The 21,967-nt window shown below is 44.3% G+C and carries 17 protein-coding genes and 3 pseudogenes; 14 read left to right on the top strand and 6 right to left on the bottom strand.

Annotated elements, in window-relative coordinates; all coding sequences use genetic code 11:
* Nucleotides 1–137: 137 nt before the first annotated feature.
* The 3 genes from MiSe_RS05015 (at nt 138) to MiSe_RS05005 (ending at nt 2,445) form a co-directional block, all read left to right on the top strand.
* On the top strand, nt 138–569 hold the full coding sequence (locus tag MiSe_RS05015; protein WP_226575552.1) for an NUDIX domain-containing protein: 432 nt from the start codon (nt 138–140) through the stop codon (nt 567–569).
* Between the two features lie 128 nt (nt 570–697).
* Nucleotides 698–1,999, top strand: coding sequence for a Rid family detoxifying hydrolase (locus MiSe_RS05010; RefSeq protein WP_226575550.1), 1,302 nt, complete (start codon nt 698–700; stop codon nt 1,997–1,999).
* 272 nt (nt 2,000–2,271) lie between these two features.
* Nucleotides 2,272–2,445: a hypothetical protein gene (locus MiSe_RS05005; protein WP_226575548.1), complete on the top strand. Its 174-nt coding sequence runs from the start codon at nt 2,272–2,274 to the stop codon at nt 2,443–2,445.
* A 438-nt stretch (nt 2,446–2,883) separates the two neighbouring features.
* Here the strand turns inward: MiSe_RS05005 and MiSe_RS05000 are convergent, their stop codons facing one another.
* Nucleotides 2,884–3,498, bottom strand: coding sequence for a hypothetical protein (locus MiSe_RS05000; protein ID WP_226575546.1), 615 nt, complete (start codon nt 3,496–3,498; stop codon nt 2,884–2,886).
* Between the two features lie 165 nt (nt 3,499–3,663).
* Here MiSe_RS05000 and MiSe_RS04995 point away from each other — a divergent pair, with 165 nt between their 5' ends.
* The 4 genes from MiSe_RS04995 to phnE all read left to right on the top strand — a co-directional run bounded on the left by MiSe_RS04995 (nt 3,664) and on the right by phnE (nt 6,973).
* A complete protein-coding gene (locus tag MiSe_RS04995) occupies nt 3,664–4,053 on the top strand; it encodes a RidA family protein (RefSeq protein ID WP_226575544.1) in 390 nt (129 codons plus the stop codon).
* A 242-nt stretch (nt 4,054–4,295) separates the two neighbouring features.
* Nucleotides 4,296–5,267, top strand: coding sequence for a phosphate/phosphite/phosphonate ABC transporter substrate-binding protein (locus tag MiSe_RS04990; RefSeq protein ID WP_226575542.1), 972 nt, complete (start codon nt 4,296–4,298; stop codon nt 5,265–5,267).
* Between the two features lie 90 nt (nt 5,268–5,357).
* Entirely contained in the window at nt 5,358–6,083 is a 726-nt protein-coding gene (locus tag MiSe_RS04985) for a phosphonate ABC transporter ATP-binding protein (protein ID WP_226575540.1), read from the top strand.
* Nucleotides 6,084–6,202: 119 nt separating this feature from the next.
* On the top strand, nt 6,203–6,973 hold the full coding sequence (gene phnE / locus MiSe_RS04980) for a phosphonate ABC transporter, permease protein PhnE (protein ID WP_444980460.1): 771 nt from the start codon (nt 6,203–6,205) through the stop codon (nt 6,971–6,973).
* Nucleotides 6,974–6,997: 24 nt separating this feature from the next.
* On the opposite strand, the gene MiSe_RS04975 is transcribed toward phnE, so the two are convergent.
* On the bottom strand, nt 6,998–7,201 hold the full coding sequence (locus MiSe_RS04975) for a hypothetical protein (RefSeq protein WP_226575536.1): 204 nt from the start codon (nt 7,199–7,201) through the stop codon (nt 6,998–7,000).
* A 114-nt stretch (nt 7,202–7,315) separates the two neighbouring features.
* On the opposite strand from MiSe_RS04975, the pseudogene MiSe_RS53650 reads away from it, so the two are divergent.
* Both MiSe_RS53650 and MiSe_RS53645 read left to right on the top strand, forming a co-directional pair.
* Nucleotides 7,316–7,600: pseudogene (locus MiSe_RS53650) on the top strand (DNA cytosine methyltransferase); the annotation flags it as partial.
* Between the two features lie 1,065 nt (nt 7,601–8,665).
* A pseudogene (locus tag MiSe_RS53645) lies at nt 8,666–9,418 on the top strand (DNA cytosine methyltransferase); the annotation flags it as partial.
* A 15-nt stretch (nt 9,419–9,433) separates the two neighbouring features.
* Here the strand turns inward: MiSe_RS53645 and MiSe_RS04965 are convergent.
* Nucleotides 9,434–10,123 carry an Eco47II family restriction endonuclease gene (locus MiSe_RS04965; protein WP_226575533.1) on the bottom strand — a complete coding sequence of 230 codons (690 nt, stop codon included), beginning with the start codon at nt 10,121–10,123 and terminating at the stop codon, nt 9,434–9,436.
* Nucleotides 10,124–10,349: 226 nt separating this feature from the next.
* On the opposite strand from MiSe_RS04965, the gene MiSe_RS04960 reads away from it, so the two are divergent.
* On the top strand, nt 10,350–10,826 hold the full coding sequence (locus MiSe_RS04960; RefSeq protein ID WP_226575531.1) for a DoxX family protein: 477 nt from the start codon (nt 10,350–10,352) through the stop codon (nt 10,824–10,826).
* A gap of 250 nt (nt 10,827–11,076) precedes the next feature.
* Nucleotides 11,077–12,024, top strand: a complete 948-nt coding sequence (gene pip / locus MiSe_RS04955) for a prolyl aminopeptidase (RefSeq protein ID WP_226575529.1) — start codon at nt 11,077–11,079, stop codon at nt 12,022–12,024.
* 249 nt (nt 12,025–12,273) lie between these two features.
* On the opposite strand, the gene MiSe_RS04950 is transcribed toward pip, so the two are convergent.
* Nucleotides 12,274–13,566, bottom strand: a complete 1,293-nt coding sequence (locus MiSe_RS04950; RefSeq protein ID WP_444980459.1) for a S41 family peptidase — start codon at nt 13,564–13,566, stop codon at nt 12,274–12,276.
* Nucleotides 13,567–13,887: 321 nt separating this feature from the next.
* On the bottom strand, nt 13,888–15,597 hold the full coding sequence (locus tag MiSe_RS04945; RefSeq protein WP_226575525.1) for a PEP-CTERM sorting domain-containing protein: 1,710 nt from the start codon (nt 15,595–15,597) through the stop codon (nt 13,888–13,890).
* A gap of 351 nt (nt 15,598–15,948) precedes the next feature.
* On the opposite strand from MiSe_RS04945, the gene MiSe_RS04940 reads away from it, so the two are divergent.
* Both MiSe_RS04940 and MiSe_RS04935 read left to right on the top strand, forming a co-directional pair.
* On the top strand, nt 15,949–16,290 hold the full coding sequence (locus tag MiSe_RS04940; RefSeq protein ID WP_226575524.1) for a hypothetical protein: 342 nt from the start codon (nt 15,949–15,951) through the stop codon (nt 16,288–16,290).
* Nucleotides 16,291–16,635: 345 nt separating this feature from the next.
* Nucleotides 16,636–17,016, top strand: a complete 381-nt coding sequence (locus MiSe_RS04935; RefSeq protein WP_226575516.1) for a hypothetical protein — start codon at nt 16,636–16,638, stop codon at nt 17,014–17,016.
* A 150-nt stretch (nt 17,017–17,166) separates the two neighbouring features.
* On the opposite strand, the pseudogene MiSe_RS04930 reads toward MiSe_RS04935, so the two are convergent.
* Nucleotides 17,167–18,334, bottom strand: a pseudogene (locus MiSe_RS04930) (RNA-guided endonuclease InsQ/TnpB family protein).
* Between the two features lie 204 nt (nt 18,335–18,538).
* On the opposite strand from MiSe_RS04930, the gene carB reads away from it, so the two are divergent.
* Entirely contained in the window at nt 18,539–21,922 is a 3,384-nt protein-coding gene (gene carB, locus MiSe_RS04925; protein WP_226575586.1) for a carbamoyl-phosphate synthase large subunit, read from the top strand.
* Nucleotides 21,923–21,967: the final 45 nt, after the last annotated feature.

Raw genomic sequence — 21,967 nt, 5'->3', positions numbered from 1 at the left:
TCTGGTGCGACACCTGGTATTCGGTATGGTATGTCTTTTAATGGGTAGCTGCTTACCCACCGGGGCGGGAAGAGTTAAATTCTCAGGTTGTTGGTAAAACCCGCCCCTACATTTCTCACCTACTCACCTGCTTACTTATGGCCTACCGAAATCCTGCCCCTACGGTTGATATCATTATCGAATTAATTGACCGACCCCATCGACCGATTGTGTTAATTGAGCGCAAAAATCCACCTTTCGGATGGGCAATTCCGGGTGGTTTTGTCGATTATGGGGAGTCGGTGGAGGTGGCGGCGCGCCGGGAAGCTGAGGAAGAAACGGGGTTGAAGGTGGAATTAATCGAACAGTTTTATGTATATTCTGACCCGAATCGCGATCCGCGTCAGCATACGTTGAGTGTGGTTTTTATTGCTACGGCGACTGGTGAACCTCAAGCTGCGGATGATGCGAAGAATTTAGGTGTTTTTGAGTCTTGGAGTGTTCCGGCAAATCTTTGTTTTGACCACGATAAGATTCTGCGGGATTATTGGATTTATCGGCATTATCATATGCGTCCTCGTTTATCTTGATGATTTGAACCGCGAAGACGCGAAGAACGCGAAGAAGAAGAGGTAGAGAGAGATGTATAGCTGTGGATTCGGTGTTAGAAGTAGTGTTTGGGTGGGTAGACTAACTCACAGAGATTGTGAGGGTAATTATGGACGCTGATGAACTTTTAGAAAGATCCGCAGCAGGCGAACGTGACTTTCGCAGACAAGACTTAAGAGGAATAGATCTAATAGGTGCTGACCTCAGTGGCATAAACCTAAGTGAAGCAAATTTGTCTGGTGCAGACTTGAGCGGGGCGAATCTAACAAAAGCTAGCCTTTACAACACAAATTTGCAGCGATATTCCCTGCTTGGCGCAAGTTTGATTCAAGTCAATCTGCAATCTGCCAACCTAAATTGGGCAGATATGACCGATGCCAATTTGAGTTTTTCAGATTTGAGTCATGCCAAGTTGTTTAATGCCGACTTAGAAAATGCTTCTTTGACAAAAGCCAACCTAAGTCAGGCTAATTTGACTGGTGCTAATTTATCCAAGGCTAACCTGAAAGATGCCAATTTGAGTAGTGCAAATTTAAGCTTAGCTTACTTGTACGAGGCTAACCTAAGTAGAGTATATCTAAACCAAGCAAATCTAACGGATGCGTGTTTTCAGGGAGCGGATTTAACTTTGGCAAATCTGTCGGAAGCAACCTTCCAAAATACACAACTTCAGCGATGTAACCTCCAAAAAGCCAATCTATACAAAGCCAATTTATCTGGTATGAATTTAAATGATATAGATTTTAAAGCAGCAAATTTAGCAGAGGTAAACCTACAAAAAGCCTGTCTAAGAGGAGCAAATTTAGAAAGAGCTATTCTGAACTGGACTAATTTGATCGGAGCAAATCTCAATGGAGCTAATTTAAGAGCGGCAAATTTGATTAACGCCAGAACTTACAATTGTAGTTTCCAAAATGCCGACCTAAGCGATGCAATCATGCCCGATGGAGAAATTTATCAATTAGAAGCTTTTGACGAACAATTACGCCATCAATCAGCTTCGCTAGAAAACCCAATACCAACAACTCGCCAAGTCATTCGCACAGAGGAAGTACCCGCAGTATTAGGGAAATGCAATCAAGCGATTGTTGCTAGCGGTCAAATGATTTTTGTTGCAGGTCAAATTGCTATCGACCCTAGAGTTGGTACGATTGTCTATACTGACGATGTGGCAAAGCAGACGGAACAGGTAATGTCACATATCAAATCAATTCTTGCCGCTGCTGGTGCTAGTTTAGAAAATGTAGTCAAAACTACCGTATATCTCGCGGATATGAACGACCTCGCGGCGATGAATGCGGTTTATTCTAAATATTTTGATGACGCGACTGCTCCCGCCCGCGTCTGCGTTCAAGTTTCCCGTCTTCCTAAAGATGTATTGGTCGAAATTGACTGCATCGCTGCGATTTGATTTCCCCCAGAAACCGGGTTTCTTAAAGCAACGTTAAATACAGGGTAGGGACTAAGGCTAAAGTAAGTTTTCTGCCATCGCTCAAAGTTTTTCCCCTGCCGTGTCCCGGCAATGTTTCCAGTATCACCAAGAAGACGCTCTGACAAAGGAGTTGGGGAGACGCTCTGCGCGACCATTCTCAAGATCGAAGCTCCCGGTCAGAAGCCCCCGAATTTATTCGTGGATAATAGGAAAATGCTTCAAAGTTGGAATCCCCTGGCGCCTACCATGGGGTGTCAGAGCGTCAGAGTGTCCCCCCGTCAGAGCGTCCTCTTCAACGGCGGGTAGGGACTAAGGCTAAAGTAAGTTTTCTGCCATCGCTCAAAGTTTTTCCGATGCCGTGTCCCTGCAATGTGGCGTTGCACCGAATTGAAAACCACTATCAGCGTCTAAAATATTATCTGTAAAAATTATTTCACTATCCTATGCTCTATGACCAAGTCCCAAAAAGCAAGATTTACCATGATAATTAGGGGAGAGCTAATTGGGTGCGATCGCCATCACTGTTGAGGCGTAAAGTTATCACATTTTACCGAATCTTTAATCACCCAGGCAGTTATTAAAGATTCGGTAAAATGTATTTGTAACCAGAGAGGAGTGTATCTTTATGGTTAAATCAAAAGAAGTCAAGTTGAAGCAGAATCCGTTTACGGCTTATCGAGATCCAATTACAGGTAAGTGGATAGTTGTGTTACCTACACAACAGCAAACTCCTGTGGTGGCTTGATAGCAGTCTGTATGCAAGAGTACGTATGCAGATTGAGCAAGTAGCTAATCGCTAATTGCTCGTCTTTTCCTGGATAATTAGCTATTAGCCACTCAGCTTTGGCAAGTTTTGACTGCTGTTAACTATTTGCTTCTGGTTCAACCGCAGTTATACCAGTTAATTGCACTAGCTGATCTTTTAAAGTTGTCCCAGTGTCTCTTTTGAGCAATAGAGTCAATGTATTTGGAACTGGTGGATTTGGCGATGAGTCGGTAAATCCAATATCTATTTGCGCTAGCTTATCTGGTCGAGTGAGTGCAGCACCCAAAACTCCAAATAAGAGAAAGTTTCTGACGCGCCGACTTGTGGGGGTTCTTGACTCTTTTTTGTAAGATAGCGCGGTAATATCCTGGATAGAAATGTTGTATTCTCTTGTGGTTTTCTGGCGTTGTAAAATTTCTAGTTCTTCGCCTTCTTCCATGTAGATAGTTATCTTTTGCTCGGTTAGAAGTACTTTACAATCGCCTTCTTTGGTAGTTTCACCTGTTTTTAAGCTACATTCGCCTAGATCTCCAGAGCGTTCTTCCAGCGGTACTGGGATTTGGTATCCTTGGCAGCGGGAATTTAAGGGAAATTTAGAGCATAGGGTGTGCAGATCGACTTCGTCCCCCGCCGCCGCAGGAACAGATAAACTTAGTACAAGACTTGTGGTAGCGATCGCTACCACTCTCCGTAACAAAATTTTACCGTTCATGACTAGCTCTCCTGTACCTATCAGCGTCAATTAAACATATGTCTGATACAGTCGAGCTTATGCATTCTCTGAAAAAACTGGGTTTTCAGCAATTTTTAGGCTCAAAATATGGTAAATATACTCATAATCTAACAAACCTAGTCTCTATTCCCTGTCTTATTAGTAATGACTCGCAAAATTATTCGCACTGACGCCGCACCTGCACCTGTAGGGCCTTATAATCAAGCGATCGCTGCCTCTGGTCAAATGATTTTCGTCGCCGGACAAATTCCCCTCGACCCCAAGACGGGGGAAATTATTGGCACGGGTGATATTACCCAGCAAACTGAACAAGTTATGGCTAACCTCGAAGCCATTTTGACGGCTGCCGATGCTAGTTGGTCGAATGTCGTCAAAACCAGCGTTTTCCTGGCAGATATGAACGATTTTGCCGCGATGAATGCGGTTTACGCCCGCTATTTCGATGAAGCTACTGCCCCCGCCCGCGCTTGCGTCCAAGTCTCCCGTCTGCCAAAGGATGTCCGAGTGGAAATTGAATGCATCGCCGTTGTTTAGGGACTAGGAACTAAGGACTGGGGAAAGCGAGTTTACGGTCAGATACAACAATCTTGGATTTTCAACTGTATCGCAAGTTACCCACTCTAGCCCCTAGCCCCTGCCCAGCTTATTGACTTTTTTTTGCAAAAGTAGTTGACTTTAATTTGCAAATGCTTAAAACTGTATTAAGCAGTTGTTGCCACTAACTTTATATAGGAAGTGGCGAAAGTTCCCTATTCACAAAAACATAAGTTGGAGTTGTGAGAAAAAAAATACTACTAGGTGCAAGTTCAGCACTAATAGCACTGACAAGTATTGGCATTAACGTAGTTCAGAAAGTGCCGCAAGCGATCGCTCACCACACTCCAGAGCATGGAGTGCAACAGCCAATAGCCCAAAATACTATCACCCAGCTGAGAATTGCTTTCCCTTCCCGCAGAGACTCGACGGACTTGCAAAATAAGGCGAATCAGGTGGCGCAGTTCCTCTCGCGGGAACTGGGAATGCCCGTAGAAGCTATCGTATCAGATGAAACCGCCGCTGTTGAAGCTCTAAGAGCGAACCGCGTCGATGTGGCGTTCTTAAGCAGCCGTCCCGCCATCCGAGCCGAACAAGCGACGGGAGCGCGCATGGTACTGGCAGAAGTGCGCTCGGACTATTCCGGTGGAAATACTTACGATTCGATTTTGGTGGTACGAAAAGATAGCCCCCTGCGTACCCAAGCGAACCCGCAACAAACCCTCAACCAACTGCGGGGAAGAAGAATGGCGTTTGCTTCTCGCACCTCTGGATCGGGATTTATTATCCCGACGGGGGATTTAGTGGGTCGGGGGATTGTGACTGGACCAGATCGGTTGGATAGTTTCTTTAGCCAAGTTACCTATGGCGATGGCTACAGCAGTGCGTTGCAAGCAGTGCTGCGGGGACAGGCGGATGTTGCCGCTGTATCGGAATATGCTTTAAATCCCCCGTGGATTACGCCAGCGGAAGCGTCGCAATTGCGAGTTTTGTATTCGATTTCCGGCGTACCAGCGCATGGAATTGTAATTGATGACGACGTTCCAGCACCGATGCGCGATCGGATTATCAACGCGCTGATGAAATTAAATCAGCCCGCAAATAACGGCATGTTCCGCGCCCTGTATAATTCAACAGAGTTACGCCGCGTCGATCACAACCGTCACCTCGCGCCGATGCGTCAAGCATTACAACGCGCCAGATTAGAACCATAGAGAAATTTCAAGATTGCAGATTTTAGATTTGAAATTTAAAGTCTGCAATCTGCAATCTGCAATCTGCAATCTGCAATCGCTAAATTACCAATGACTATTGAGTGCGAAAATCTAGAAACCGGATACAACAAAGCTCTTAAACGTCCTATCCTGAATGGGATTAGTTGTACGATTGAACAGGGTGAATTTGTAGCACTGTTAGGATTAAACGGGGCTGGAAAATCTACTCTATTAAGGGCAATGTTGGGGTTAGTTCCCTGGCAAAAGGGAGAAATCAGAATTAATAGTTTGATGATGACTCCCCGGACGCTGCCCAAAATTCGCCGCGATGTGGCGATGATATTTCAAGGCGGGGGATTAATTCGTCAATTGTCTGCCTTGGATAACGTGCTGTGCGGACGTTTGGGAGAATTGTCGAGTTGGGAGACTTTTTGGGGATTTGGGGAGAGCGATCGCAAGATTGCCCTAAGATTGCTATCATCTTTGGGATTGGAAGACCTAGCTTACCAGAAAACGGGGAAACTCAGCGGGGGACAGCAACAGCGGGTAGCGATCGCGCGCGCGTTAATCCAATTCCCTCAAATTTTACTCGCCGATGAGCCGATCACGGGTTTAGATGTCTTAGCAACGCGACAGGTGATGGATACTTTTGCCAAATTACATGCAGAGGGAATGACGATTGTAACGGTGTTGCATGACCTGGCGATCGCATCCACCTACGCCAAACGCGCCATTGTCCTCGATGCAGGTCGTATAGTTTATGATGGCCCCTGTCACGAGGGAATTTTAGATTTTAGATTAGCTAATACCTCATAGGTAATGAGTAATCAAAATAACAATTACCAATTACCAATTAGCAATTAGCAATTAGCAATTTTTAGATTGGAGTTAACTTTAGAGTGACGAAATCCTTACAACCCAACGGTAAAACAAAAATCCCAAATCCCCTCGTTTGGTTAACTCGATTGGGAACTATCATCTTTGTTATTTTAGTTTATTATTGGGCATTTCAAGGACTCAAAATAAACCAAGCGATCGTTGAAGATAGCTGGAAATACGTAGTGAATTTTTTGACAGACTTCTGGCCTCCGAATTTTGAAATTATAGATATTGCCGTAAAAGCCTTAATTGAAACCATCCAGATGTCGATCTGGGGAACTACAATCGGCGCAATTATATCCCTACCCATTGCAATTTTAAGCGCCAGAAATCTCGCGCCGCGTTGGTTGCAATGGATAGCGAACTTGCTGCAAAATGCAGTTCGTTCCGTGCCTTCGATTGTATTGGGATTGATATTTGTCGCAGCAATTGGACTCGGCGCACCCGCAGGTACTTTAGCTTTAGGAATTTACACAATTGGATATTTGGCGAAGTTTTATCAAGAAGCAATTGAATCAGTTGATGCGCGTTCGATAGAATCCTTAAGAGTAGGTGGAGCTTCTTGGATACAAATAGCTCAATACGGAATTTTACCGCAAGTGTTGCCCTTGGGATTGGGTTACACATTATATATGTTTGAATATAATATTCGCGCCGCTTCGGTTTTAGGTGCAGTAGGTGCGGGTGGGATCGGGTTTCAATTGAAAACCTATATTGATAGTTTTGAGCGGACAAAAGCAGCAACGATTATGCTCGTGCTGTTAGTTGTTGTAACTTTAATCGATACTATCAGTAGCAAATTGCGCCAGCGTTTGGAATCGATGTAGTTCTAACGATAGAGTTAGCTTACTTTAAACTTTATAGCTTCCTGCCCGTTCCATCGCTCTCTGTAAAGGTTTATCCCCCGCATCCTTAGCAACTTTTTCCCAATTTACCTGCTCTAACACTGCATCCAACACGTCCGATATATTGCAACGCTGCTCGTAGGCGATGCGCCTTAAGATATCGTGGTGTTTTGGCTGTATGTATACAGGCTTTCTTTGTGTTTGAGCCATCTGCCTTATGAAAGATGAACAGTTTCTGTTAGTATACCTTAGCTAAGTAGCTGTATTGACAATTGGCTAATTAGCTAATTTAATAATTAGCAGAGGGTTGAGCGATGCCTGACCATGTACCGACAGCTAAGTTTGTTTGAACTGCCATACACAGAGCCTAACGTTCAGGAGCCGAGCGCAGCTACAGCGACTGTGATTGAGCTATTTGCCGGAGCTGGTGGCTTAGCGCTGGGATTAGAAAAAGCCGGATTAGGAGCCAAAGCGCTAATTGAAATTGACAAAGATGCTGTAGCAACGCTGCGACATAATCGTCCCGAGTGGAATGTGATTCATGGCGATGTATCCAAAGTTTCTTTTCAAGGCATGACTGCGGATATTGTAACAGGTGGATTTCCTTGTTTTGTCTCAGGAACTCAGGTACTAACTGATTCTGGGTACAAAGAAATTGAATCAGTAGATTTTGAGGATTTGCTGTTGACCCATACTGGTACATTTAGACCCATAGTCAATATTCAAAGAAAGAACTTCTCAGGAAATCTCTACCGCTTAAAAGTAATGTATCTTGGAGAAGAGATTACCTGCACGCCAGAACATCCATTTTTTGCACTTGAGAGAAAAAGAGTCTGGAATAACTCTGTCAGAAGATATGGGTTTATATTGTCCAATCCTGCATGGGTGAATGCAGATCAATTAACACAACACCATTATGTAGGAATTAAAGTCAACGAAGAATCTGTTTTACCTTGCTTCAGCTTTTTGCTCAAGCAGAATTCTGACACTGCTATTGAAGTGTCTCCTGATTTTGGCGACAAAAACCTATGGTTCTTAATGGGATACTTTTTAGGTGATGGTTGGATTGAGGATACGCTTAAGCCTGATGGTAGACCTACTTATAAAATTAGATTTGCAGTTGCAGACAAAAACAGAGAAGTTGTTCTTGGGAAACTTCAAGCTGTTTTACCGCTAACGTCTAAACAGTGCAGAACGGGAGCTAGTGAAAAGTTTGGTTGTTCTAGTGCTATGTGGTATCACCTACTAAAGTCCTTTGGTAAGTATGCACAGGGCAAAAAGATTCCAGAGTGGGTACAAAATGCTCCTAAGGAATATATTGAGGAATTTTTAGATGGGTTTATAGCAGCTGACGGATGCACAAATTCAATTACATCTGTTTCTTATAACGTCATAGCTGGACTTCAGCGGTTGTTTTTGAAGTTAGGCAAAAGTACGCATATCATTATTTCTCATCAGCCAGTAGAAAAAATTATAGAGGGAAGGCTTGTCAAAACGAAAACATATATGCTTAGAGGCTTTAACTCTGGTAATCATGCGGTCATTTTTAAAGATGGATATGCCTGGTTTAAGATTAAACGAGTAAATTTATTACCTGTGGAAAATCAAGAGGTTTTCAACTTTGAAGTAGCTGATGATAACTCCTATTGTGTACAACAAGTTGTAGTTCACAATTGCCAATCCTTCAGCTATGCAGGCAAAGGTTTAGGGTTTGAAGACACTCGCGGTACTTTATTTTATGAATTTGCCCGCTGCATTAAAGAAGTACAGCCTAAACTATTTTTAGCTGAAAATGTCAAAGGATTAATCAGCCATCAAAAAAGCCAAACACTTAAAACAGTTTTATCAGTTTTAGAATCTCTTGGTTATAACATTCAATATCGTTTACTAAATGCAGTGAATTATGACGTTCCACAAAAGCGAGAAAGAATCATAATTGTTGGAACTCGTCCGGGTATTCGGTTTCAGTATCCTGCACCCTCACCCAAGATACTTACCTTAAGAGATGCACTAAAAGATGTTCCGCCTTCTGAGGGAATGAAATATAGCCCAAAAAGATCTGCTGTTTTAGCGCTAGTTCCTCCTGGTGGATGTTGGCGAGATTTGCCTGAAGAAATTCAGAAAAGCTTCATGATGAAAAGCTACTATCTCACAGGTGGACGTACTGGTATGGCGCGTCGAATTTCTTGGGATGAACCCAGTCTAACCCTGACGACTTCACCTTCACAAAAACAGACTGAGCGCTGTCACCCAGAGGAGACTAGACCTTTTACGGTAAGAGAGTATGCCAGAATTCAAACATTTCCTGATGATTGGGAATTTATAGGTGGAATGGGTTCTAAGTATAAGCAAATTGGCAATGCGGTTCCTGTGAGTTTTGCGTATCACTTAGGACGGGCAATAGTTAATGCTTTATTATCTAGCTAAATCTAAGCTATTAATTCAATAAGCTCTATCGAACAAAGTTCTAAATCTTTCCTTTTCTGCTTGACTCAATTGATTCACTCCTGCAACCTTACTAATCGCGTCCGGTAAAATTTCGAACAGCATACTCAATGAGCGATAGTAAAACTTTTTACGGTTAATAATTAATCTTTTCAAATTGGGATATCGTCTCTTTTTAGTATTATTATATATACGAGTAAAGGGTCGATTATAAATTAAATTTTTTCTAGCTTTTTTTGGAATTATTTCTACATAGTAGGCTGTAAAGTCTTGATACGTTGGGGTTGGCATTGCGTATAATAAATTCTCATAGATAGATGTTCTGTCACTTCCTTTGACAGTGTTATGCTTATTTTTTATATACGCAATAATTTTTGTGATAGGATTACAAACATCTATTAGTTGACCCGTACCAAGATTTTGCCAGCCAGGTATACTACCTAGAATTTTTTGATGAAATTCCCCGATGGCATTTTGAACAGTTTTTTGCTCTTGTCTAACTGTTTCTTTGAGAAGCAAATCATCGAGAATGATGCGATTAACCACACCATCAAATATAGCTGAAAAAGGATATATAACATTTCTATATATATCGGATCGTTCTGCTTGAACTTGGAAAATACAATTAACAACAGATTGAACGGCACTTTCTAGGTCATCATCGGAAATGTAAGGCAAATAAATCATAAAATTTTAGACTTCAGATAGTAATGCAATCGCTACTTTAATCTAGTCAGTAAAAATTGTATCATGGTGCAGTAAGAAAGATAATTCCCTTGGATTTGTGTAGGGTGAGCGATATGCCGACCGCACGCGAAGCTCTCGCATCCCCAAACGAATTGCTTTCAGACTTGAGATAGAAAAAATTCCTATCCTCTCTTGCTAGGGTTTGGGTAGAGTTATCGCTACCCTTATGAAACTACACCATAGCAACTCCCATCGTCGTAAAGAAATACTGCGCGGTATCTTTGCGGTGTGTATCATCATCGTGGGAATTACCCACTTTATCAGACCCGAACAATACGCTAGAATTGTGCCACCCGAATTGCCTAACCCGGTTGCGTTGGTTTACATTAGCGGCTTTTTTGAGATTTTAGGCGGAATTGGGTTAATGATTCCCTTTGTCAGCGTCGCAGCGGCGTGGGGATTGATTGCTTTATTTATCGCCGTGTTTCCCGCTAATATCAATATGGCAGTCAATAATATTCCGATTGAAGGAATTCCCCACAATCAAGTACTGTACTGGGTTAGACTTCCATTTCAAGCAGTTTTGATTGCTTGGGCATATTGGTATACTAGAAAACCACAGGAACAACCAGGTGCAGAAATCATTGAAAAAACCGCAGGATCGCTGATTAATGAAACTGCCGGAAGTTTGAGCGATCGCTAGCAGAAACCGGGTTTTTTTAACAATACCTTCGCCAAAATCCGACACCCTTAAGGGTGTCTCTATACAAACAAAGCCCGCCTGCGCGGGCTGAAATTCTTACAGCCCGCGCAGGCGGGCTTTGTTTGTGTAGCCCCAGGCTTTAGCCTGGGGGGCTGGGGGGCGTTTCAGAACATTGGCGAAGGTGTTGTTTAACAAACCGGGTTTCTCACTGATGTAAAATAAACATCATCACAGTATAAATCCTTTAAAAATGCGAGAACTTTACCCACCTAGAGAACCTTATAACTCAGGATATCTAAAAGTTTCTGACCTTCATAGGATTCATTTTGAAGAATCTGGCAACCCCCAGGGAAAACCGATTGTATTATTGCACGGGGGGCCAGGGGGTGGATGTCCGCCTTTTTATCGACAATATTTTGACCCGGAAAAATGGCGGTTGGTAATGTTTGACCAACGCGGTTGCGGTCAAAGTCAACCCCATGCGGAATTGCCAGAAAATACAACTTGGGATTTAGTTAATGACATTGAAAAACTTAGAGAACATTTAAATATCGAGCAATGGGTTGTTTTTGGTGGCAGTTGGGGAAGTACTCTATCCTTAGCTTACAGTCAAACTCATCCCGACCGATGCAAGGGTTTAATCTTGCGCGGCATTTTTATGTTGAGACAAAAAGAAATACGCTGGTTTTATCAAGAAGGAGCGAGTTATATTTTCCCGGATGCTTGGGAGGAATATGTTAAACCCATTCCAATAAATGAAAGGGATGATATGCTAACCGCTTATTATAAACGGTTGACTAGCCCTGATGCTCAAATTAGATTAGAAGCGGCTCGTGCTTGGTCAATTTGGGAAGCGAGTACGAGTAGATTATTTCCCGATTTCGATTTAAAGCAAAGGTTTGGGGTTGATACATTCGCCGAAGCGTTTGCCAGAATTGAGTGCCATTACTTTATCAATAAGGGATTTCTTCAACCGGAAGACCAACTGATTTTAAATGTTAATCGCATTCGCCATATTCCGGCGGTTATCGTTCAGGGACGTTACGATGTTGTTTGTCCGATGATGTCGGCTTGGGAACTGCATCGTGCTTGGGAAGAAGCTGAATTTATTGTAGTTCCCGATGCCGGACATTCGATGAGCGAACCGGGAATTCGCAGTGCATTAATTGAGGCGACGGATAAGTTTGCAGGTTTTTAGTAGCCAAATTGCTAATTGCTAATTGCTAATTGCTCATTGCTAATTGCTCATTGCTCATTGCTAATTGCTAATTGCTCATTGCTCATTGCTCATTGCTCATTGCTCATTGCTCATTGCTCATTGCTCATTGCTCATTGTTCATTGCTCATGGGAATATTTTGTTGCTCTACCATTAGCCATTACCTATTAGCCATTAGCCATTAGCTATTAGCCATTAGCTATTAGCCATTACCTATTAGCCATTAGCCATTAGCTATTAGCCATTAGCTTTTTTATGGCTGCGATCGCAACTTGTATCCCTCGTTCTTTTTGCGGATCGGCACCTTGGGTATATTCTGGAGAAAATGGCACTACAACATCGGGTGTGACGCCAACTCCTTCTATTCTTTTGTTTCCGTCAACATACACATCGGCAACTGCTACGTAAAGCAAGCTATTATCTGACATCAAAAACGGAAAACCTGCAACGACTGCACCTGCTGTTTTAGTCCCGACAACCGGGCCGATATCATATTGTTGAAAGCCATAAGCTAAAATTTCTTTAGCGCTGCGACTGCCTTCATTTACTATCATTACTACGGGTTTATTCCAATGTGCGATGTCTGTCCCTCGCCTGCCGTCGCGGCGAATATTTGTCACGCTTGGCCCTCTTGCTGTATAGATATTTAAAGCACCCAGTGGTGCGCCTCCCCATCCATCTCTGAGGTCTAAAACTAACCCGTCCGCTTCTCTTAAACGACCGTAAAATAAATCTGATTCTAATTGTTCCTGATATTGGTCGCCAGCATAAGACCAGATGTGAACGTAGCCAATTTTTTTCCCGTCCCGTTCTATTATTTGGGTGCTAGCTTGCATCGCATCGAGAAACATCGTAGTTGCATCCAGCATTTTTGGGGTGACGGTTATTTCTTGCTGAGTGTTGAGCGATTCTCCTGGGTCGCCGCTACGCGAACGCTCAATTTTCATCTTGACATTTTGCCCCGCTTTACCCTCAAAAGATTGAACTGGTTTAAATGGGCGACCTTCTACGCTAATTATTCTATCTCCCGCCAGCAGTCCTGCATTAGCTGCGGGAGAACCATCTAAAACACCACTAACAAATGTCTTGCCATTGATGTCTTTAGTAAATATACCAATGCCGCTGTATTCAATCTTACCTTGCGGGAATATCTTTTTTAGCTGCTGTTGTAAGTCGGGAATTCTTGGTGCAAATATGCCTAAAACTTGATAGTAAGCTGGCTCCAGAGGCGTGTAGAAGCGGGTATGAGAGGTTTTTAATTCGGCAAGCATTTGATTGATAATATCAGCCGCTTCTTCCTGGGAATGCGCTTTTATGACTTGCGATTCGTATTTTTGTTTCAGCGCTTTCCAATCAACGCCATTAAACTTGGAATCGTAAAAGTTATCGTTGACAGTTTGCCAAACTTCACCAAAAATTTTAGCTGGCGGTTCTCCTCTAGTGGGAAGTTCTGGTAAAAACAATCCCCATAGCAAGAGAATACCAACTCCTAGCAAAGTTATGAGTAGTTTAAATCTTTTCATCGGGTAGGGATAGAGCAACAACTACTTCAGGACTTACGCGCAAGTTCCCGGTTTCTCCGAAAAATTGTTGCTTTGGAAGAGATCGACGGTCGAAACCGGGTTTCTGGTCTCGTCATTTGCAGCATTCGTAGGTTAGCATTTTCCCCACCCCGATGAAATCGTCCGACTGGTTGAAAATTTTCAGGACTTACGCACGACGATCTTATCACCAAAGTTTTTTGCTGCGTTCGCGCCAGCGTTGGGAGGCATATCTCTAGTTCTCTTGCGACGATTTTTCAGAGAAACTTTGGTGTTTGCGTAAGTCCTGAATTTTGTCAAAAATCAACGCTTGCCGAACAACCTTGAGACAACACCAATGACACCCAAGGCTAGTAAACTCAAAACTGAGCCTGGTTCTGGGATTGACTTACTACCAGACTTATCGAAGGATCTTGCCTGTAAATTTGCTGTATAGGTATTGAATAAAGGCTGGAAATTAAACTCAGCTACCGTCTTTCCAGGCGCGGGATCGATGTCAGTGATAGTCAAGCTAGAGACGCCCTTACCGAGTAGAGAAACGAAGTCAATATTGTCACCGGATTTGAATTGACCCAGAATTTTGCCTTCTGCTGCAACGGTAAATAAGTCGTCAGCATCGTCGGTGAAGAAGTCGAGAATATTCGTAATTACAGAATCCCCCTCTACCTTATATTCTATCCCGTAAGTTGTTGGTGGGTCAACCCAAGTACCGCTGGATACATTCGAGAAACGTTGCAAGTCTTTAACAGTTGTATCGGGAAGTAATGACGTGTATTGGGTTTGTCCTGCTAGCCAAGTCTGCGCCTTAGTGCTATTTGCGATCGCAGTCTTCATATCTCCTCCTGAAGACATTTTTGATGAGTCGTATGACCCCTGAGTGTCCAAGGGTTTATTTCCCATTCCTGAAACGATTATGTTCTGGGATAAAGTCGGGACTGCGGTGTCTAATACACTTGTTTCTGTTGCCGTTGCTGCAACGTTAGAATCGGTAAGCATTGTCTTGGTTCCGACTGTTTGTACCGAGCTTTCTAATCCACTTGCGGTGTCTAATGTAAAAGCGGTGTTTAATGTGTTTGTTCCTGCTGTGATTGCTGCAACGATGGGATCGGTAAAGATTGGACCGCTTGCGACTGTTTCTACCGAGGTGTCTAATTTGCTTAAATCCGTTGCACCCGATAACAGCATTGAGTCGGTTGTATTTGCTTGTAATGTGCTGTCTAATCCACTTAATTTGCTAAACAGACTTTTAGCTTGCTGTTTAGTACTATTCTGTTTAACTTCTAATACAGTTAGATTGGTAGGCTTACTGAAATTACGCCGATACGCCCCTGTAACAGATCCCGAAGCCGATTCTTCATTTCCGATAAAATCTTGTTTTTTTGAAAAGCTATTTATTTGGACGTTGCGACTCTTTTGAGCGAATAGATAATCCGGGAACATTGGAGTTGACAAGTTTCCGGAGAGAAGAAAGTAATCTAAGAACCCTATATTCTGGCTGTTAGTCGTATCCAACACCAAAAAGTAGATATTTCCAGCCGCCTTAGCACTTTCTGTAAACCAAGTATCAATTGAAGTTTTCAGGTCTAACTTACCGAAGAAATCAAATTTGAAAGACTCGTTTTGTCCGACCAAGAAGTTGCCGACAACTTTAGCATTACTGTCTGATGTCCCTAAGTATTTATTCCCTGCACCTAGACCCAGACTTAAGGTTGTATTGTAGGCCAAGGGGTTCTGCTGAAGAAAAACTGCATAAGCTAAACCATAGTCAACTATTGAACTGCCTGGGGCTGCATTCGTAGAAACATGGCCTTCGGCTTTAGTAGAAGTTGCAGTGGGCTTATGACTAAAGTTATTTAATAGGAAGTCGGCTCCAGAATAGGCTAAAGTGGCAGCCTGAGCAGGTGCAGATGCGATCCCATAACCAGTGGCTATCGGAATCAGGCTCAAAAATAAACGATTCACCAATCCTAGTCTATTGCGTTTCTTGTCAAACTCATTTGCTTGCTTCAACATGATTTTTTTCCTTGGGTTAATCTCGTGATGGGATTGACAGCGATTCTAGCTATCACTTCCCATCACCTGTTGCCATTTTGGCAGAGCAATATTTTTTAATTAAAAATATATAAATAGTTAAAAATCATGGCTAAGAGCTAGTTTTCCAGCCAGCTATTAGCCATGTAATCGTGATTCTATATACTAGACTTAAACCCAAATACTAGAATATCTCAGAGCTAAATTTAATACTTGCCAAAATGGCAACTATCCCCAGGTAGGCTGGTTTATATTTAAAGCCATACAACCAAGGTTGAAAGCGAGGCTCGCGCATCGATTAATTAATTCGTTCCTAGAAATTAGGAGAGTTTTATGCGTCATCCGTTTGATTTGGATCCGGCCGAATTAGAAGCGATCGACTTAGATTTTGCAGAGCAACTCACCGACGAGGAAGCGGCACAAGTGGCAGGGGGGCTATTTGCCACAACTCTGGCTCTTGGTGAAGAAGGTGGTTGTTGGCCTAAGCCTGGGCCCAAACCGATTCCCATCGATCCTCCGATCACGACTAAAGCTTTAGGTGAAGAGGGCGGCATCACAAAAGCTCTATGTGAAGACGGTGGAGATGTAACCACACTCGCTCTAGGGGAAGAAGGCGGATATATTACCCAATCTTGTGCTGAAACAGGATGCGATCCCGGACCAATTTACTGTTAGAGCTTCTCTAACCTATATGGCAAAGCCAGGGCGACTCGACAAGTCGTCCTGCAAAACTCAGATTAAACCCAGACCAACTCACCCACAGCAGGCTTACAACGGTCTGGGTTCAAATACTGTCGCGGCTAAGAGCTAGTTTTAAAGCCAGCTATTAGCCATGTAATCAAGATAATATTAACTAGACTTAAACCCAAACATACAAGATATCAGATGCAAATTTAATACTTGCCAAAATGACAACTATCCCCTGGTAGGCTCGTTTATATTTAAAGCGATACAACCAAGGTTGAAACCTCGGCTCGCGCAGCGATTAATTAATTCGTTCCTATAAATTAGGAGAGTTTTATGCGTCATCCGTTTGATTTGGATCCGGCCGAATTAGAAGCGATCGACTTAGATTTTGCAGAGCAACTCACCCACGAGGAAGCGGCACAAGTGGGAGGGGGGCTATCAATTGCCACAACTCGGGCTATTGGTGAAGAAGGTGGTTGTTGGCCTAAGCCTTGGCCCAAACCGATTCCCATCGATCCTCCCATCACGACTAAAGCTTTAGGTGAAGAGGGCGGCATCACAAAAGCTCTATGTGAAGACGGTGGTGGGTGTGCAAGCACAGAAGCTATAGGCGAAGAGGGCGGCATCACAGACGCTTTATGTGAAGACGGTGGGTGTGCAAGCACAGACGCTATAGGCGAAGAAGGCGGATATTATTACCCAATGTTGGTCTGAAACAGGATGCGATCCCGGACCAATTTACTGGTAAAGCTTAGCTAGCATATATGGCAAAGCCAGGGCGACTCGACAAGTCGTCCTGCTTTTGCGCTCAAAACTGATAAAACTCAGAGTGAACTACCCCACCGCATGGCGGATGGGGCTTCCCTATTCAACGGGGATAGCGTCCAACAAAACCGAAATTTTGCCAGTCCGACTTACATCCCCTCCAAGGGCAGTATCGCTAGTTCCTAACGACAATATTCCCAGGGCTTCATTTTTGATGTTGACAGCCGCATTTATGTCACGGTCATGGGTGGTAGAACAATGCTTACAAGTCCAACTTCTAACATCGAGAGATAAACTACCCACTTTGTTTAGACAGACACTACAAGTCTTAGAAGATGGGAAAAACCTATCAATTTCAATGTAAATTTTCCCCTCTGATTCTGCCTTGTATTTGAGCATTGTGGTAAACATTCCCCAGCCCACATCGCTAATCGCCTTAGCAAGATTGTGGTTTTTGACCATGCCTTTGATATTAAGATTTTCTACAGCAATCACTTGGTTTTCGTTGACTATCCTGCGAGATAGCTTGTGTAGAAAGTCTTCACGGCATCTATTGATTTTAGAGTGTACCAAGGCAACCTTTAATCTAGTCTTGGCTCTATTTTGACTTCCCTTTTGTTTACGGCATAAGCTTTGTTGAAGACGCTTGAGATTCCTTTGGTGCTTGGCAAAATAACGAGGATTATCAAACTTGGAACCTTCGCTTGTAATAGCAAAATGGGTTAATCCTACGTCAATCCCAATTGCCTTACCCTCCCTTGTCTTAGGTAACTCTTTTGAGTCATCCACTAAAACAGAGACATAATGTTTACCATCTGGATTTTTAGAGACAGTAACTGTTTTGATTGTCCCAGAAAAGTCCCGATGACGACGGCAATACACTAAACCAATCTTTGGCAGCTTGATGTAATCACCGTCAAAGGAAACATTCTGGGGATAACTAATAGACTGCCGACCGTGCTTTGATTTGAAGTTAGGTAATCCCGACCTCTTGTCGAAAAAGTTTTTGTAGGCAGTGGATAGGTTTAGCGCCACAACCTGTAAGCATTGAGAATAAGCATCTGTTAGCCAAGGATATTCTTTTTTGAGACCGGGCAACAGTCCTTGAATATACCCTCGTGACAATCCTTTTCCTGTAACCTTATAGGTTTCTTGGCACAAAGAAAGGGCGTAATTCCAGTACCAACGACAGCACCCAAAAGACTTTGCAAGGGATACTTGCAAAGTCTCGATCGGGGTAAATGCGGTATTTATACGCCTTGAGCATTTATCATCATCAGCAGTTGGTGATAACATAATAGCGGAGATTCTGTGGATTCGCGATCGCTCAGTTTATTTTTTGGTTGCTATCCATCCCCACCGCAAGTGACGGATGGGGAATTCCGTGAAATTTGTTAAACGCAGACCAACTCACGCACAGCAAGCTTACAATGGTCTGGGTTCAAATACTGTCAGTGTTATAGAAACAAATATGCCCCGCCGTAACGACCTCAAAAAAATCCTGCTGTTGGGTTCCGGCCCCATTATCATCGGTCAAGCCTGCGAGTTTGACTATTCCGGCACTCAGGCGTGCAAAGCCCTCCGCAGCGAAGGTTACGAGGTGGTGCTGGTCAACTCCAACCCCGCTACCATCATGACCGACCCGGAAACAGCAGACCGGACTTATATTGAACCGCTGACGCCGGAAATGGTAGAAAAAGTGATCGCCAAGGAGCGACCAGACGCCATGCTACCAACGATGGGCGGGCAAACGGCACTGAATTTGGCAGTCGCTTTGTCAAAAAATGGCGTCTTGGAAAAATACGGTGTAGAACTGATCGGGGCGAAGCTGGAAGCAATTGAAAAAGCCGAAGACCGGCAATTGTTTAAACAGGCGATGGCGCGCATTGGGGTGCCTGTCTGTCCTTCTGGGATTGCCTCAAATATTACCGAAGCAAAAGAAGTCGCTTCGTTAATTGGCACTTACCCGCTAATTATCCGACCTGCTTTTACGATGGGCGGTACGGGAGGCGGCATTTCTTACAACCAAGAAGAATTTGAAGAAATGGCGCAGGGAGGTATAGAAGCTTCCCCCGTGTCGCAAATTTTGATTGAAAAATCCCTCCTGGGATGGAAAGAATACGAATTAGAGGTGATGCGGGATCTGGCAGATAACGTAGTAATTATCTGCTCGATTGAAAACTTAGACCCGATGGGGATTCACACGGGGGACTCGATTACCGTCGCCCCGGCGCAAACCCTGACGGATAAAGAATATCAGCGCCTGCGGGATGCGTCGATTAAAATTATCCGCGAAATTGGGGTAGAAACCGGCGGCTCGAATATTCAATTTGCGGTTAATCCGGTAGATGGGGAATTAATCGTCATTGAAATGAACCCGCGTGTGTCTCGTTCCTCGGCACTTGCTTCTAAGGCGACTGGGTTCCCAATTGCTAAGTTTGCGGCGAAGTTGGCGGTGGGTTATACCCTGGATGAAATCAGCAACGACATTACCAAGAAAACCCCCGCTTCGTTTGAGCCGACAATTGATTATGTGGTGACCAAAATCCCCCGGTTTGCCTTTGAAAAGTTTCCCGGAACTCAGCCATTTTTGACTACCCAAATGAAGTCGGTAGGAGAAGCAATGGCAATTGGGCGCACGTTCTGCGAGTCGTTCCAAAAAGCGCTGCGGAGTTTGGAAACAGGACGTGCAGGATGGGGATGCGATCGCAATGAAAAACTCCCCAGTTTAGAACAGATTCGCGCCCTGTTACGCACCCCCAATCCAGAGCGGATTTTTACAGTCCGCCACGCCATGATGATGGGCATGTCGGTAGAAGAAATCTACGAACTCACCGGCATCGACCCTTGGTTCTTAGATAAAATGGCGCAAATTCTGGAAACAGAAAAGTTCCTCAAACGCACCAAACTGCAAGATTTGATCCAGGAACAGCTATTAGCAATTAAGCAGCTGGGATTTAGCGATCGCCAAATCGCCTTCGCCACCAAAACCACCGAAGACGAAGTCCGCACTTACCGCAAACAATTGGGTGTAGTTCCCATCTACAAAACCGTCGATACCTGTGCGGCAGAGTTTGAAGCGTTCACTCCCTACCACTATTCAGTGTATGAAATGGGTAGTATGTCAGTCCTCCGTCAGTCATCCGAACAAGAACAACTGACCACTGGCATTTGCGAATCCGAAGTGCTGCCTTCGGATAAACAAAAGGTGATGATTTTGGGCGGCGGCCCCAACCGCATCGGTCAGGGAATAGAATTTGACTACTGCTGCTGTCATGCTAGCTATGCCCTGTCTAATGCCGGGTTTGAAACTATTATGGTCAACTCGAACCCGGAAACGGTTTCGACTGACTACGATACGAGCGATCGCTTGTATTTTGAACCCCTCACCAAAGAAGACGTTCTCAATATTATTGAGACAGAAAACCCGGCAGGCATTATCATCCAATTCGGCGGTCAAACACCCCTAAAATTGGCAGTACCTTTGCAAGAATATCTGGAAAAAATAGCAGGTGAGCAGGTGAGCAAGGGAGCAGGTGAGAATGTAGATTCCTCCTCCCACCTGCCCACCCGCCCACCTGCCCACCTGCCCAAAATCTGGGGAACTAGCCCTGATTCTATCGATATCGCCGAAGACCGAGAACGGTTTGAAGTCTTGTTGCAGCAGTTGCAGATGAAAACCGCCCCCAACGGTATTGCCCGCAGCGAGGGAGAAGCACTCGCCGTGGCGCGGCGGATTGGCTATCCCGTCGTGGTGCGCCCCAGCTACGTCCTCGGCGGACGCGCGATGGAAATTGTCTACTCGGATGAAGACTTGCAGCGCTACATGACAATGGCGGTGCAGGTGGAACCAGAAAAACCCGTCTTGGTCGATAAATTCCTGGAAAATGCCGTCGAAGTCGATGTGGATGCGATCGCCGACTCTACGGGAAATGTAGTGATAGGCGGTATCATGGAACACATAGAGCAAGCGGGAATTCACTCAGGAGACAGCGCCTGCACCTTGCCCACGACTTCCCTGCCACCCGCAACCCTAGAAACAATAAGGAATTGGACGATCGGGCTAGCCAAGGCACTGAACGTAGTTGGGTTGATGAATATCCAGTTTGCTGTGGTTGGTGCCCACGGATACATGCCCCAAGTTTATATCTTGGAAGCGAACCCCCGCGCGTCGCGCACGGTGCCATTTGTATCCAAAGCGATAGGCGTGCCGTTGGCGAAACTGGCATCATTAATTATGTCGGGGAAAACATTAGAAGAATTGGGATTCACCCAAGAAATTCTGCCCCGTCACATCGCGGTTAAAGAAGCCGTATTGCCGTTTGATAAATTCCCCGGTACGGATACTCTATTAGGGCCAGAAATGCGCTCTACGGGAGAAGTAATGGGGATAGACAGCGATTTTGGCAAAGCCTTTGCCAAGGCAGAACTGGCGGCAAATCAGCGCTTACCCCTGGCAGGGACGGTGTTTGTGTCGATGAGCGATCGCGACAAACAAGCGATCGTCCCCGTGGTCAAACAGCTGTTAGAGTTAGGTTTTAACGTGGTAGCAACCGACGGTACGCGTCGCGTATTGCAAGAACACGGCCTCAAGAAAGTCGAATTGGTGCTAAAAATCCACGAAGGGCGTCCCCACATCATGGACTCGATTAAAAACGAGAAAATCAACCTGATTCTGAATACGCCTTCTGGGGAAGAAGCGCAAAGCGACGGACGCCTGCTGCGTCGCACGGCTTTAGCTTACAAAATTCCGGTGATTACCACCATCGCCGGGGCGCAAGCAACTACGGCGGCGATCGCGCGCTTGCAGTCAGAACGACTGGAGGTAAAAGCGATTCAGGAATACCTTAAATAATGTAATAGGTAATGGGTAATAGGGAAGATGGGGAAGATGGGGAAG

It is taken from the genome of Microseira wollei NIES-4236 (assembly GCF_020521235.1).
Lineage (GTDB): Bacteria > Cyanobacteriota > Cyanobacteriia > Cyanobacteriales > Aerosakkonemataceae > Microseira > Microseira wollei.
This window is presented reverse-complemented; position numbering and strand designations above follow the sequence as displayed.